Here is a 14,821-nt window from a genome sequence, read left to right as displayed (position 1 = left end):
GCCACTGAAGAATAATTGGTCGGGACAGTAGGATTTGAACCTACGACCCCCGCCACCCCATGACGGTGCTCTACCAGGCTGAGCCATGCCCCGAAACCATTGAAGCGCTATTATATAGTGATTGGGATATTAATCAAGCATCATCACGCGGTCTTCTTAACCTGAAGTTTACACCTTTGGGTTAACTTAACACTTAGCCAACCCACTTTTGCGCCATGGCGCGCGGCGACAGGCGTAAGTAGCGCTTCTGTGTCAACCAGCCAATCAGTAGCAAAATGCCCGCGCCGCTCATCAAGCTGACCAACCAAAGCCCAGGATTGAATGCGACCGGAATATCCAGCACCAGTACATTCACCGCCAAACCGGTTATCTGGGCGAAGCTGGCGGCCAAGACACCGGCTAAAACGCCTAATAACACAAACTCCATTAAACCGATTTTAGTAATGACTTTTTGCGTGGCGCCCAAGGTGCGCAATAGCAACCAGCTTTGCACCCGCGTCTGTTGACTCGCCATGGTCGCGGCAAATAACACGATCAAGCTCGCCAGCAAAGTAAACCCATACAAACCGGAAACCGCCCAACTGGCCTGCGACATAATGGTCTGCACCTGCTCTAAAATCCGTCGCGCATCGATCAATAACACGCCTGGCACTTGCTGTGCCAACTGCTGAGTCAAGCGATTGACGTTGACATCACGATTGGCCAGCGCAAAATTGCCAATATAGGAAATCGGCAAAGCACCTTCCGCATCCGGCTGGACAATAAAGAAAAAGTTCAATCGAAAACTCTGCCACTCAACCTGGCGAATGGAGGTGATTTCGTAGCGGTAATCTTGACCACTGAAACTGAAACTCAACACATCGTTCAACTGCAAGTCGAACAACGTCATCATGCCCTCTTCCACCGACACCTGCGGCCAATCGGTTTGCGGTGGACTCGCCTGTAAAATCCGATTGTAGTCGGGCGGTGACGACATGACGGCGATATTCGACTCGCGTTCCAGCAAACGTCTGGCTCGGTTAGAGGCTTGATCCTGAGAGCGTATCGGCGCATCATTCACCGCCACCAAACGACCCCGAGCCATCGGCACCAGCTCGGTTTGAATGTCATCCGCAGCTAGAATCGCTTGTACGGATGCCTTTTGATCCGGCTGCACATTCACCAGAAAGGTATCCGGGGTATTTTCCGGCAGAGACGCCTGCCAATTGGACATTAAATCCTGGCGCACAAACGTCATCAGCATCAGCACAAACAGCACCAGCCCCATGGAAATTAATTGCACTTTCACCAGGCCTGGCTCTCTGAGCAAAGCGGCCAGCGACAGTTTTAACCAACCTCGGCTCCGGCCTTGCAACTGCGCCACCCACTTCAACAGCAGTCGCGCTGCCAGATACAGCGCCAATCCGGTGGCTAAAAGCCCGGCCAACACCCACCAGATAAAGCCGGTAATGGACACCACTACCAGCAAAATCAACCCTAGGCTGACCAGCCATTGGCGCATTTGCGGCGTTGAAGCCAGTGTTTTAAGCAACTGCATCGGTGAAGTATTCACCGCATGGCGGAACGCCTGCCAAGCAAAACTCCACAACACCAAAAAGCCCATTAAAAAGCCATGCAGATACACACTTGGCTGATAAGCGGGCACCAAAGGATCAAAATAATCGCTTAATAACGGCAGGCTCGCCTCAAACAGCAAGGCACCAAGCAGCACGCCCGCCAGGCTGGCGACCACCGCCAACCAACTCAGCTGAAAGGCAAATAATCGAGTCATCTGCGCCTTTTGCGCGCCGAAAGCACGCATTAACGCAATGGCATTTTGCCAACGTTGCAGATAAAACCGACTGGCAATCAGAATGGACAAGCCAGCCACCAACACCGCTGACAAGGCTGACAACTCCAAAAACAGCCATGCGGTATCCAAGGATTCTGCCAGGTCTGGCGAAGGCGCTTGAGCGGAAAACGTCTGCAAATGTGGACTCTGACTGGCCGCTACCGCCGCTGCAAATTGTTCAATGGCACCCGCCTCGCCCGCCAGCGCCAATTCATAAGTCACCCGACTGCCCGGCCCTTTTAAACCGGTGGCCGCCAAATCCGCCAAGGGAATCAACATCTGGTGTGAAAAGGCTCCCATGCCGCCTCCGGCCGCGCCCAGAGGCTCAAAGGTGCCGCCCAAGGTAAACGCCCGTTCGCCCAATTCAATCACGCTGTCATCTTGCAACGACATCAGCGTCCGCAGCGGCGTTTCCACCCAGACCTGCCATTGGCGCTCGGGGGTCTTAAATTTTTCGGAAGATAGGCTTGGAATCGGCTGGCTACCGTCTTCCGACACAGGTTGACGCAACGGGTAGTTTTCAGAGACCCCTTTCAATTGCACCAACTGAAACTGTTCGCCACTGAGTGCCATGGTCACCAAGGTTTCGCTTTGCGAGGTTCGTAACCCAAGCGCTTGCGCCCGCTCGCGCCATTCAGGCGGAATCGGCCTTGAGCTGCGCAACACATAATCGGCACCGAGATTATTTGCCGCCTGTCGCAGCATGGAATCTTTGACCGTTTGCCCCAACTGCTCCACATAGGTCACAGAGGCACTGGCAATCACCACCGCCAGCAGCAACCACAGCCATTCCCCCCGTTTCACACCACGCCAGAACCACACAGAAGCGGTTGCCATGTCCGACAGAGTTCGATTCACTGACTGTTTCATAAGCGGTGCAACTGTCCGTTTTGCAGAGTGAACGCTCGGTCGCACTGTCGCGCCAAGCCCATATCATGGGTGACCAATACTAAGGTGGTGTGTAAATCGTCGTTCAATTGAAAAAGCCGCTTCTGAACCTGTTCGGCAGTGGTTTCGTCCAGGTTTCCGGTGGGTTCATCGGCAAATAAAATCGTCGGCTCGGTCACAAAAGCGCGTGCCAAGGCAACCCGTTGCTGCTCACCGCCCGACAATTCCGACGGGCGATGCGACAAACGATGGGACAAGCCAACTTTTTCCAACGCTTCCAGTGCTTGACGGCGAGCGTCCGCCACCTGAAACAGTTCTAACGGCATCAATACATTTTCCAAGGCCGTCATACTTGGCATCAATTGAAAATTCTGAAACACAAAGCCAACCTGCAAGGCGCGCAGCTGAGCACGCTGATCTTCATTCAAGCCTTTCAACGACTGCCCAAACAACCGCACTTCGCCTGCGGTGGGCTGTTCCAAACCCGCCATTAAAGACAACAAGGTGGATTTCCCCGAACCGGAGCGCCCCACTATGGCAAGTTTCTCACCGGGCTGGACAGACAAATCGCAGCCCTTTAAGATAGACAAATCTTCATCATCAGACGAGACATCGTAATGCACGTCCTGCAAACTCAACACCGCTTCTTCATTCATCTTCGCTCTTTTACCTTAGTAGTGACATGGTTATCGGGCTTGTGGCTGGCCAGTTACACAAGTGTAGCGCAAGCCGAGTCGAAACCCCAAACAAAAACCCTGCTGGTGCTGGGCGACAGCCTGAGCGCCGCTTACGGCCTGCCGACGGAAACTGGCTGGGTGAGGCTGATGGCGGCGCAATGGCCCGAGCTGCAAGTCGTCAATGCCAGCATTGGCGGCGAGACCAGCTCCGGCGGCCTCAACCGCCTGCCGCAGCTGCTGAAAACCCACCAACCTGACTGGGTGATTTTGGAACTGGGTGCCAATGACGCATTGCGTGGCCAATCGTTGCAAAGCACTCGCCAAAATCTACAAAAAATCATCGACCAGAGTCGTGCTGACGGTGCCAAAGTGCTGCTGCTCGGCATACGCTTGCCCACCAACTATGGCCCGGCCTATGACGCTCTTTTACAAAAAACCTACCGCCAACTGGCCGAGCAAAACGGCCTATTATTCGATCCCTTCTTTTTAGAACCCGTGGCCGACGACCCCACCATGGTGCAGGAAGATGGCCTCCATCCGAATGCCAAAGCCCAGCCAATCTTGTGGCAACGCTTAGAACCGCTCGTGAAACGCTTAATCACCGAATCGACCGCATCTTCACGCTAGCGGCCTGTCGGGTTTAATGCCCACCCTGACAGTTAGGCGATGCGGCGACATTTGGCGCGGCCTCCCACTCGGCGGGGCTGTAGGTGTGCAGCGCCAAAGCATGAAACTGTGGCATCAAGGTTTCCAGTGATCGATACACGGCCTGATGCCGCTTCACTTTCGACAATCCTTTAAAATCCGCCGACACCAAGGTGAGTTTAAAATGCGACGCCTCCGCCGAGCCGGCATGTTGATGGCTTTCGTTTTCCAATGCCAGATAGGTCACTTGAAATGCGGCTTTCACGTTGTTTTCAATTTGTGCTTGTAAATTCACTTTATAATCCTCTATAAAATTTCTCTTGCCTGTCTGAGCGTGCCATCACGGCCTGACAAGGTATAATCACATCATTACCACTAAAGTATCAGGAGTCCAATATGCCCGTTAAGACCGCGACCGTCCAACTCGACACCCCCTCAAAACGTCACTTACATCGTCTAGCGTTCACCTTATTCGCCCTGTTAATCATGAGCAGTGTTATCGCCCAGGCCGCCAAGGATGCTCCAGCTCAAACCAAACTCAAACCCGTGCCGGAGCTGCAAGATCCACCATCGGATCGTTTTCCCGGTGACCCGGCCGAGCACAAAGCCGTCTATATGTGGAACAAAGCCGACCCCGGCTATCAAACCAGCATTTTAAACTCCATCCAAGCGATGATTAAACGCTACGGCGACAATGTCGATATTGCCGTGGTCGCCATCGGCCCGGGCATTCACGTCCTCGCCAAAAAACCGGAACGCGATGTAGAAAAGCTCACCTACGAGCGTGTCGGCAGCTTTGCGAAAGACTACAATGTCCGCTGGATTGCCTGTGGCAACACCATGAATACCTTGCACTGGACGGACAAAGACATGCGCCCATTCGCCGAATACGCCGAAGTCGGTGCGGCGGCCTTAATGGAATTGCAGGAAGAAGATTACAAATTATTGGTTTGGTAAGAAACCTCTCATTCACTGAATTTTTTTGAACTAAACTCACCGTCTAACCCTTTCTTCCAATCGGCCAGGCCTGGTCAAACCGATGCAAATAACCAAGCCTGGCCACAACCCAGTTTAAGACTTTGAGGCCGACTCACCCGTCGTCAACGACGTGGCCGCCAATAACTGATCCAGCTTGGCATGCAACCCCGCCACTTCGTTTTCCAAACGATCGATGTGCGACTGCTCCTGCTGTTGCGCTTCTTGCTCTTCTTCGCGCATCATTTTCTTATGTTCTTCATCCAGCACTTCCACCACGATACCGATCATCATATTCAGAAACACAAAGGCGGAAAAGAAAATAAACGTCAGGTAAAAAATCCAACTCAGCGGATACACCGCCATGGTTTCATACATCACATCCGTCCAGTCTTCAAAGGTCGCCACCCGGAACAGCGTCAGCAGCGAAATGCCCAGATCCCCCCACAGCACCGGATTGATCTGTGCGAACAACAAATTGCCAATCACCGCATAAAGGTAAAAAATAATGAACATTAACAACGCCACATACCCCATACGCGGCAAAGCGGAAATCAACGCACTGACCAGCACGCGCAGCTCGGGAATAAACGAAATCAAACGCATGACACGGAACAGCCGCAACATACGGGCAATCAAGGCATATTCGGAATCGTCCAGCGGAATCAGACTCACCACCACTATGACAAAATCAAACACATTCCAGCCTTTTTTGAAAAAATCGCGCAGACGGTCTTCCGCCGCCATGCGTATCAGAATTTCAATCAAGAAAAATAAGGTAACGGCATAATCCATCACCCACAAAAACGTCAAGGCCGTTTCCGGCAAAGGATAGGTTCGCACCCCAATTAAAAGCGAGGACAAAATGATTACGGCAATGACAAACATTTCAAACGCTTTATTGTCGCGAATCTGCTGAAACTTACACTGAAAACCATCCCACGTCACGGTCGGCAACCTCATTAAAAAATATAATTAACTCAATAAGCCAAGCTTATTGCCCGCCACTATTTTACTGCAAAAAATCCGCCCGCAATTGGTAAAATAGCGTTTGAACATGCGGGAAAATGCCTTCTACAGATTCGAAGTGCGCCCCCCATTCCCCGAATAAACAAAAGGAAACACTATGTCAAAAATTACGGTAGTAGGACAGGGCGATTGCCAGTTTGATGGCCAATTTTCGTTATTGGATGCATTGGATGATGCCGGATTTGATATGCCTTACAGTTGTCGTGGTGGCAACTGCGGTGCTTGCGAGGTGCGGCTGGTGTCTGGCAAGGTGGAAGCCATTCAGGACGCGGTATATGAAACCGAAGGTGACAACATTTTAACCTGCAGCGTCATTCCCCTGACCGACATTGAAATTGAGTTGATCTAATCTAACCCGAAAAATGACATTCGGGTGAATCCGCCACGCGGTCAAAACCCCGGACGTCAAATCCCCAAATGCCACAAAGCAAAAAGCCCTCCGAAGAGGGCTTTTAATCAACATCCGTCGGTTAGCCGACGGGTGACTTATTTGGCGTTAACCATTGAACGGTATTTTTCAACCATGTTGGCTGGCAATGGAATGTAACCGTCTTTTACCACGTCCTGCTGACCTTTTTGCGACAGAACCAAGTTCATAAACTCACGCGTCACTGGCTCCAGTGGCTTGTTAGGCGCTTTGTTGATGTAAACGTAGAGGACACGTGCCAAAGGATAAGTGCCGTTCAAAGCATTATCCGGCGTGGGGTCAACATATTTGCCGTCGTCTTTTTTGGACAAAGGAACCGCTTTGACACCGGCGGTTTTATAACCGATACCGGAATAACCAATGCCGTTCATTGAAGACGAAACCGACTGAACCACAGAAGCGGAACCTGGCTGCTCGTTCACAGATGACTTGTAGTCCCCTTTACACAGAGCCACTTTTTTGAAGTAACCGTAAGTACCGGAAACCGAGTTACGACCATAAAGCTGAACGGACTTGTCTTTCAGCTCACCGCCAACACCGACTTGACCCCAAGTGGTGATGTCGTTCTTCTCACCACACTTACGGGTAGAAGAGAAAATCGCGTCCACTTGTGGAATGCTCAAACCTTTGATTGGGTTGTCTTTATTGACGTACACCGCCAAGGCGTCAATGGCCACACCGATTGCAGTCGGCTTATACCCGTGTTCTTTTTCAAACATGGCCAATTCTTTGGCTTTCATCTTACGGCTCATAGGCCCCACGTTGGACGTGGATTCCGTCAAAGCCGGAGGAGCCGTTGAAGAACCAGCCGCCTGAATCTGAATGTTCACATTCGGATAAGTACGCTTGAACTCTTCCGCCCAAAGGGTCATCAAGTTGGCCAAGGTATCGGAACCAACGGAGGAAAGGTTACCGGAAACACCGGAAACTTTCTGGTACGTTGGGATAGACGGATCCACACCGGCGGCGTAAACAGCGTTTGAGGCAACAGCGGTCGCAAGACCCATAGCAATTAAAAGATTGCGCTTCATTCTGGTTCTCCTAAAATTTTAGAATTGAGGTTACGTTTTTGACAAGGAAGATTATGACGAGCTGGCATAACACCCAAATGAAACAAAAATGACAGTTATATGACACTCCGTAATTGGAAACAGGTATTCCATTTTCAATGACCGACATCAAACATACGGCCATTGACTGCAATATATTTGTCACATAATCCCATGAGCCGAGTAAATTTTTATACAATTCGGGCTAGTCGAATCGCCTCAACGTCGAACAGAGAGACTGTGCATGGAATTTCATGACATCAATGACATAGAAGACGCCACCCGCAAAAGCCGCAAAGAAATGTTCCGTTTCGGAACCGCACTGCTGTTTATTATTTTAATCATGCTGTTTTCCGCCAACCTTCAACTGGGAAGCGGCACCGTCAGCATCGAACTGGTGATCGCGGCCATGATCGGCGGCTACATGGCCATGAACATCGGTGCCAACGATGTGGCCAACAACGTCGGCCCGGCGGTGGGCTCCAAAGCCCTCACCCTCACGGGCGCGATCATTATTGCCGCCGTATTCGAATCTGCCGGTGCCTTGATTGCGGGCGGGGATGTCATCAGCACCATTAAAAAAGGCATTATTGATCCCGCGTTAATCGACAACAGCAACACCTTTATCTGGCTGATGATTGCCGCCTTGCTTTCCGGCGCCCTCTGGCTCAACTTAGCCACCTATATGGGGGCACCGGTTTCCACCACCCACTCGATTGTCGGCGGCGTGCTGGGTGCCGGCATTGCGGCCGCAGGTTGGGACATTGCCAACTGGGATCAGATGGGCGCCATTGCCGCCAGCTGGGTGATCTCGCCGATCATCGGCGGTTTGATTGCCGCCCTGTTTTTGTTCTGGATCAAACGCAGCATCACCTATCAAGACGACATGCTGGCCGCCGCCCGAAAAATGGTGCCGCTTCTTATCGGCCTTATGGCTTGGGCTTTCTCGACCTATCTGGCCCTCAAAGGACTTAAAAAAGTCTGGGCGACCGATTTCACCACGGCCGCTGTTATCGGCCTGATCATCGGCTTGCTCGTGTATGCCGCCGTTCGCCCAATGGTGTCGCAACAAGCAACCGGCCTGAAAAGCAGCAAAGCCAGCGTAAACAGCCTGTTCACCATTCCATTGATCTTTGCCGCCGCCCTGCTCAGTTTTGCCCACGGCGCCAATGACGTTGCCAATGCCGTTGGCCCCCTGGCCGCCATTAACGATGCGGTGCAAAGCCATGAAGTCACCACTCAGGCGAGCATTCCGCTGTGGGTGCTGCTCATCGGCGCTATCGGCATCAGTCTCGGGCTGTTGCTTTTCGGCCCCAAACTCATCCGCACCGTCGGCTCCGAAATCACCGAGCTGGATCAGATGCGCGCCTTTTCCATTGCCATGGCCGCCGCCATTACGGTGATCTTTGCATCGCAACTGGGGCTGCCCGTCAGCTCCACCCACATTGCCGTCGGCGGCATTTTCGGGGTGGGGTTTTTGCGCGAATATTTAAAGCGCAACTACGCCAAAACCCTGCAACAGATTCGCGACCATCACGAAGGGCGCAATCAAGCGGAAATGGATGCGTTTATTGAAACCTTCAGCAAGGCCAGCCTCGCCATGAAAAAGCAAATGCTGGCGGAACTGAAACACCACAAAGCTCAGGTTGAGTTAAGTAAGAAAGAGCGGAAATCCTTGAACAAGGTGTATCAGAAAGAATTGGTCAAACGTTCCGCCTTTTTGAAAATCGTCGCCGCTTGGGTCATTACGGTGCCCGCGTCCGGCATTCTCGCTGCACTGATCTACTTCACCATTCGCGGCATGATGCTTCCCTAAAACCCACTCGTTCACCAAGCCTAGTGAAAACCTCAAAATCACCAGGCCTGGTGAAACCTCCGAAACCGCCAGACCTGGGGAATTCTCAAGCCATCATCACCATCCTATCACCCAAATTGAACGTGTGCTGCGCCACTTGGCGGTGACAAGGGCGGTTTGGTCACAACCGCTTTGCTCAACGGAAAATCACAGCGGAAACTGGAGCCCTTGCCATACTGACTTTTAATCACCAGCTTGGCTTGATGACGTTCAAGAATGTGTTTCACAATCGCCAAGCCCAATCCGGTACCGCCGGTATCACGGGAACGCGCCGTGTCCACTCGGTAAAATCGCTCGGTTAAGCGGCTAAGGTGTTCCTGTGCAATGCCAATGCCAGTATCGTCCACCTGGAAATGCGCCCCTTTCTCGTCTCGATACCAACGAACGGTGATGTCACCTTTATCCGGCGTGTAGCGTATGGCGTTAGAAATTAAATTCATCAGCACGCTTTTCAACGGATCCTCATAGCCCTTTAACGCCAACCTTTTGTCCAGCTCAAAATGGAAACGATGCCGCCCCTGACTCATTTGCTCGACATCCTGCTCCATCCGCTGCAAAATCTCCGCCACCGGAACCGTTTTTTCCTTGCCCACTAGGGTTTCGGATTCCATGGCGGAAAGCGTCAGCAAATCATTGATAATCGACTGCATCCGCACCGACTGCCCATGCATTTGCTCAAGGGGTTTCACCCAGACAGAATCCGCGGGCTGCCCGTCCATCATAACCTCAATGTAGCCGTTCAACACCGTCAACGGCGTGCGAAGCTCATGAGACGCATTGGCCACAAAATCACGGCGAATTTGCGCCAGATTGTAAAGTTCATGGATGTCCTTGACGATCAGGAGTTTGTGCGCTTTAAAGTAAGGAAACAGCCGAACGCTGAAAGCGCGATGGATGCCATTCAATACCGGAAGGATTAACGACTTTTCATACTGCTCGGATTTTAGGTATTGAATGAATTCCGGATGGCGAAACAGGTTTTCGATTTTGCGGTGGGTGTCGCTGTGCTTGAGCTTGAAAAGTTTTTTGGCGGAATGATTAAACCATTCAATCTGATGGTTTTCGTTTAATGAAATTATGGCATCCGGCAAAGCCATGGAAGCCGCCAGAAACTGTTCCGACTTGTAGAACTGCAGATCGGCATGCTTTTCCAGAGAGCGTTGTTTGCGCGAGACCAGATACCCCAACTCACCCCAAAAGCCAGATCCAGGGGGATAAGACACAGAGGGGGCGCCTTTGATCCATTGTTCGAAACGGTAAATACTATAAAACTGACGCGCGATGTAAAACAGCAAATAGACCGAAAAGGTCAACCACCACCAGCCGGACATCCAAGCCACAAACAAGGCCAACCATAAACCGGTGATCAACCAAGTCAGTTCACGCAAAATCCCTTTTGACACGGAACGATCAGCGCCTAATCAACCGAGAAGCGATAGCCCGCACCTCTGACCGTCTGAATGACCTCTGAAGCCCCCACCGGTTCCAGTAGTTTTCGCAAGCGGCGAATGTGCACATCCACTGTGCGCTCTTCAACCACCACATTTTCGCCCCAGACCTGATCCAAAAGCTGGACGCGCGTATAAACTCGGTTCGCATGGGTCATAAAAAAATGCATCAGCTTAAACTCGGTCGGCCCCAGTTTTACTTCTCGGTCACTCACGGTAAAACGATAGCTGGACAAGTCCAGTTTCAGTTCCCCCACTCGCACCTGATCGGAAGCCATTTTATCCGGTGCCTGCCGACGCAGCAGCGCCTGCACCCGCGCCACCAGCGCCCGCGGCGAGAAAGGCTTGACTACATAGTCGTCCGCACCGGATTCAAACCCCTGCACCTGATCGTTTTCTTCACCACGCGCGGTGAGCATAATAATGGGTGTCGCCGCCGTTTGTTCATTCTGCCGAATGCGTTGTGCCAACGAAACCCCCGACACACCGGGCAGCATCCAATCCAATAAAACACAATCGGGTTGCTGCTCCAACAAAAGCTTCCAGCCCTGCTCTGCATTCGGTGCTTCGATGACCTTAAAGTGTGCGGCGGTCAGGGTAAAATTCAGCATATCCCGAATGGCCGCTTCATCTTCAACCACTAAAATGCATTGCTCTGTCATAGCGTTACCTGTTTTAAGACTCCAGCGTCTCTAAAAACGCATTCAAGCGGTCACTGTCCATATTGCGCATGTCCTGACCTTTTACCAAGTAAATTATACTTTCGACCACATTACGCGCATGATCCGAAACACGTTCGGCCGCACGCAGTGCAATAATCATTTCCATTAGACATTCTACTTGATCGGGCTGTTCCACCAAGGCTTGTTTCAAATCTTGCATCGCCTTAGCGAAAATCTCGTCAATCAGTTCTTCTTCTTGGATGATTTTGCCGGCATTCTCAGTCGATACACGGGCAAAGGAGTCCAGTGCCATTTTCAACATGCCGTTCGAACGGGTGGAAATATCCACCAACTCGATGTAACCGGATAATTCGGCACACTTGGCCTCATGCTCTTTGCCAAAGGTGATGACCATATTGCCGATTTTAACAATTTCATCCCCCATTCGCTCCAAATCAATTGCAATGCGAATGGCCGCCAAGATCAAACGCAAGTCTGAGGCCGTAGGTTGCTGTCGTGCCAAGACCTTGGCGCACAGACTGTCAATTTCCATTTCCGCTTTGTTAATCACTCGGTCAAAAAGCACCACTTCCGTGGCTTTATCGACATCGCCACTGCCCAAAGCGACTAAAGCGGTTTCAAATTGACGTTCAACCAACCCACCCATTTCCAGAATATGGTTAAACAAATCTTCAAGGTTACGATTCAAATTTTCGGATATGTGACTGCTGAATTCATGCTTTTCCATGAGATAACTCCTATTTTTTTATGATATACACGCAATAAACTGATTTCAATCGAACCTTAGCCGTAGCGACCGGAAATATAATCTTCAGTTCGCTTGACTTGCGGATTCGTAAACAGAGAGTCTGTATCCGTGTATTCAATCAGGTCTCCCATATACATAAACGCCGTGTAATCGGACACACGGGCCGCTTGCTGCATATTATGCGTCACAATCAGAATGGTAAAATCATTTTTCAGTTCAAAAATCAACTCTTCAATCGCCAGCGTCGAAATCGGATCCAGTGCCGATGTCGGTTCATCCAGCAACAGTACTTCCGGTTTAATGGCAATGGCACGGGCAATGCACAAACGCTGCTGCTGACCACCGGATAAGCCCAAGGCATTCTCATCCAGACGATCTTTAACTTCTTCCCAAAGACCCGCCCCTTTCAAGGCCCATTCAACGGTTTGATCCAGCGCATTCTTATCGTTAATACCCTGCAGTCTTAGGCCGTAGCAGACGTTCTCATAAATGGATTTGGGGAAAGGGTTGGGTTTTTGAAACACCATACCCACTCGACGACGCAACGCCGCTACGTCCATGTGTTTGTCATACATATCGTCGCCGTGCAACAGCATCTGGCCATCCACATTCACAATATCAATCAAATCGTTCATACGATTAAAACAACGCAACAACGTGGATTTTCCGCAGCCGGACGGCCCGATAAAGGCGGTCACTCGATTTTCCGGCAAGTCCATATTCACATTCTGCAGCGCTTGTTTGGTGCCGTAATACAGGTTCCAGTCGCGCACTTGAATGGCAATTTTTTCATCACCCAAAGCCATGCCACGGTGATCCCGATCCAAAGCAACACTCATATTTTGTTCACTCATAACACTGTTTCCTATCTTTAAATTCGAGTCTCGATTCCACCAGGCCTGGTGAAATCAGTTATCCAGAGATTTATACTTTTCACGCAGCTTATTACGAATTGTAATCGCCCCTAAGTTCAAGCCGACAATGATCAGCATCAGCAATAAAGAAGTGGCATACACCAATGGCTGCGATGCTTCAACATTCGGGCTTTGGAAGCCGACATCGTAGATATGGAAGCCTAGGTGCATAAATTTACGGTCAAGGTGAATAAACGGTGCGTTAAAATCGATCGGCAATTCCGGTGCCAGTTTGACAACCCCCACCAACATCAAGGGAGCCACCTCACCGGCCGCACGCGCGACAGCCAGAATCAAGCCCGTCATAATGGCCGGCATCGACATCGGCAGAACGATTTTCATAATGGTTTCCGACTTGGTCGCGCCCAATGCCAGCCCCCCTTCACGCAAAGCTCGCGGAATACGCGACAAACCTTCTTGGGTGGAAACAATCACCACCGGCAAGGTTAACAGCGCCATGGTCAAAGAAGCCCACAGCAACGCTGGCGTTCCGAAGGTCGGGCTGGGCAAGGCGTAGCTGTAGAAGAGCTCATCGATACTGCCACCGATAATATAAACAAAGAACCCGAGACCGAAAATACCAAAGACAATGGACGGCACCCCCGCCAGGTTATTGATGGAAATTCGCACTGTTCGGAGCAAAACACCGTCTCTAGCGTATTCACTCATGTAGACGGCCGCAATCACCCCCATCGGCGTCACAAAAACCGCCATCAAAATGACCATGGTAATGGTGCCGACAATCGCTGGAAAAATGCCGCCTTCGGTATTGGCCTCGCGCGGGTCGTCCAACAAAAAGTGGCCAATGGATGAAAAGAAAAAGCCAAGGTCTTCGGTAAAGGCCATGTTATTGGGTTGCCAGAAGCGCACAATGGATTTAAAAGGCACTTGCACTTCTTTGCCACCGGCCACTTTCAGGGTCACTTCACCCAAGGCGTTTGACTGACGATACAGTACTTTAAGGGTTTCCTGTTGATCGGCAAACTCGCGCTGTAATTTGGCACGCTGTGCATCGAAATCAGCTGCTTTTTTAGGCGTGTAGCGATTTTCGCTTTCCAGCTTTTTCTGCTGCAAGCGCAACTGCTCAATCTTGTAGTTGATCCCGCCCATGATCACTTTTTCAATGTGGCGAATCTGACTGCGTAAATCCTGACTGCTGTCCACCAGTTGCTGCATCATCGGCAAGACATTTTCACCCTGCGCAACAATCTGCCCATCCTGCTTAATGGATTCCAAGTGGCCGTAAACATTGCCCCACTCAAAACGCTCCACCACCGTGACATTGTCATCCAACACATCCTGACGCCCGATAATGTCAGCGGTGTTGATCCAGCGGAAGTCGATGCCATACACATCACGATTGCCCGTTTTCAGCAAAAACTGCGGGATGCGAATCACCGCCTCAGGGTTCTTAGGATCGGGAAACTCCTTATCCTTCACATCGTGCAGTTCACCGACGATTTGCTCTATCTGACCATTATCGGTTTTGATGTCGTACTCATAAACCGAATGTGGCCAGAAATGCACCAGACCACGGAACGAAATCATCAACAGCAAGCCGACAACCAGCACCACGCTGATACTGACGGTGGAGGCACTAAACCAGACCCAATGTTCGCCTTTTTTAAACCATTCTTTCATTGTCAGTATCC

General features: G+C 51.0%; 14 protein-coding genes and 1 tRNA gene. 4 read left to right on the top strand and 11 right to left on the bottom strand.

Annotation, left to right across the window (positions count from 1 at the left end; all coding sequences use genetic code 11):
* Positions 1-16 precede the first annotated feature (16 nt).
* The 3 genes from ACP5D0_RS03185 to ACP5D0_RS03175 form a co-directional block, all read right to left on the bottom strand.
* Positions 17-93, bottom strand: a tRNA-Pro gene (locus ACP5D0_RS03185).
* Positions 94-193: 100 nt separating this feature from the next.
* Complete coding sequence (locus ACP5D0_RS03180) at positions 194-2,701, bottom strand: ABC transporter permease (RefSeq protein WP_472364128.1); 2,508 nt, start codon at positions 2,699-2,701, stop codon at positions 194-196.
* A complete protein-coding gene (locus ACP5D0_RS03175) occupies positions 2,698-3,375 on the bottom strand; it encodes an ABC transporter ATP-binding protein (protein WP_472364127.1) in 678 nt (225 codons plus the stop codon). Before ACP5D0_RS03175 ends, ACP5D0_RS03180 begins: the two co-directional genes overlap by 4 nt.
* A 21-nt stretch (positions 3,376-3,396) precedes the next feature.
* Here ACP5D0_RS03175 and ACP5D0_RS03170 point away from each other — a divergent pair, with 21 nt between their 5' ends.
* Positions 3,397-4,023, top strand: coding sequence for an arylesterase (locus ACP5D0_RS03170; RefSeq protein ID WP_472364125.1), 627 nt, complete (start codon positions 3,397-3,399; stop codon positions 4,021-4,023).
* A 13-nt stretch (positions 4,024-4,036) separates the two neighbouring features.
* Here the strand turns inward: ACP5D0_RS03170 and ACP5D0_RS03165 are convergent, their stop codons facing one another.
* Positions 4,037-4,336 (bottom strand): BolA family protein, encoded by a 300-nt coding sequence (locus tag ACP5D0_RS03165; protein ID WP_472364124.1) that lies wholly within the window; start codon positions 4,334-4,336, stop codon positions 4,037-4,039.
* Positions 4,337-4,437: 101 nt separating this feature from the next.
* Here ACP5D0_RS03165 and ACP5D0_RS03160 point away from each other — a divergent pair, with 101 nt between their 5' ends.
* Positions 4,438-4,998: a DsrE family protein gene (locus ACP5D0_RS03160; RefSeq protein WP_472364123.1), complete on the top strand. Its 561-nt coding sequence runs from the start codon at positions 4,438-4,440 to the stop codon at positions 4,996-4,998.
* A 114-nt stretch (positions 4,999-5,112) separates the two neighbouring features.
* Here ACP5D0_RS03160 and ACP5D0_RS03155 read toward each other — a convergent pair whose 3' ends face one another.
* A complete protein-coding gene (locus tag ACP5D0_RS03155) occupies positions 5,113-5,964 on the bottom strand; it encodes an ion transporter (RefSeq protein WP_472364122.1) in 852 nt (283 codons plus the stop codon).
* A 178-nt stretch (positions 5,965-6,142) separates the two neighbouring features.
* Between ACP5D0_RS03155 and ACP5D0_RS03150 the strand changes: the two genes are divergently transcribed.
* Positions 6,143-6,394 (top strand): 2Fe-2S iron-sulfur cluster-binding protein, encoded by a 252-nt coding sequence (locus ACP5D0_RS03150; protein WP_472364121.1) that lies wholly within the window; start codon positions 6,143-6,145, stop codon positions 6,392-6,394.
* Between the two features lie 137 nt (positions 6,395-6,531).
* Here ACP5D0_RS03150 and ACP5D0_RS03145 read toward each other — a convergent pair whose 3' ends face one another.
* Positions 6,532-7,503, bottom strand: coding sequence for a PstS family phosphate ABC transporter substrate-binding protein (locus ACP5D0_RS03145; protein WP_472364120.1), 972 nt, complete (start codon positions 7,501-7,503; stop codon positions 6,532-6,534).
* Between the two features lie 262 nt (positions 7,504-7,765).
* On the opposite strand from ACP5D0_RS03145, the gene ACP5D0_RS03140 reads away from it, so the two are divergent.
* On the top strand, positions 7,766-9,337 hold the full coding sequence (locus ACP5D0_RS03140; RefSeq protein WP_472364119.1) for an inorganic phosphate transporter: 1,572 nt from the start codon (positions 7,766-7,768) through the stop codon (positions 9,335-9,337).
* 107 nt (positions 9,338-9,444) lie between these two features.
* Here ACP5D0_RS03140 and phoR read toward each other — a convergent pair whose 3' ends face one another.
* Genes phoR through pstA form a run of 5 tightly spaced genes read right to left on the bottom strand, consistent with a single transcriptional unit; the run spans position 9,445 to position 14,810 of the window.
* A complete protein-coding gene (gene phoR / locus ACP5D0_RS03135) occupies positions 9,445-10,779 on the bottom strand; it encodes a phosphate regulon sensor histidine kinase PhoR (protein WP_472364118.1) in 1,335 nt (444 codons plus the stop codon).
* A gap of 14 nt (positions 10,780-10,793) precedes the next feature.
* Positions 10,794-11,486 carry a phosphate regulon transcriptional regulator PhoB gene (phoB, locus tag ACP5D0_RS03130; RefSeq protein ID WP_472364117.1) on the bottom strand — a complete coding sequence of 231 codons (693 nt, stop codon included), beginning with the start codon at positions 11,484-11,486 and terminating at the stop codon, positions 10,794-10,796.
* A gap of 13 nt (positions 11,487-11,499) precedes the next feature.
* Entirely contained in the window at positions 11,500-12,234 is a 735-nt protein-coding gene (gene phoU / locus ACP5D0_RS03125; RefSeq protein ID WP_472364116.1) for a phosphate signaling complex protein PhoU, read from the bottom strand.
* 56 nt (positions 12,235-12,290) lie between these two features.
* Positions 12,291-13,109 (bottom strand): phosphate ABC transporter ATP-binding protein PstB, encoded by an 819-nt coding sequence (gene pstB / locus ACP5D0_RS03120; protein WP_472364115.1) that lies wholly within the window; start codon positions 13,107-13,109, stop codon positions 12,291-12,293.
* 54 nt (positions 13,110-13,163) lie between these two features.
* The gene (gene pstA, locus ACP5D0_RS03115) at positions 13,164-14,810 is read right to left on the bottom strand and encodes a phosphate ABC transporter permease PstA (protein ID WP_472364114.1); all 1,647 of its coding nucleotides are present in this window, start codon (positions 14,808-14,810) and stop codon (positions 13,164-13,166) included.
* Between the last annotated feature and the right edge of the window lie 11 nt (positions 14,811-14,821).

The organism is Hydrogenovibrio sp. (assembly GCF_049975065.1).
Taxonomy (GTDB): domain Bacteria; phylum Pseudomonadota; class Gammaproteobacteria; order Thiomicrospirales; family Thiomicrospiraceae; genus Hydrogenovibrio.
Note: the sequence above shows the minus strand (reverse complement) of the source record. Positions and strands in the feature narration are given on the sequence as shown.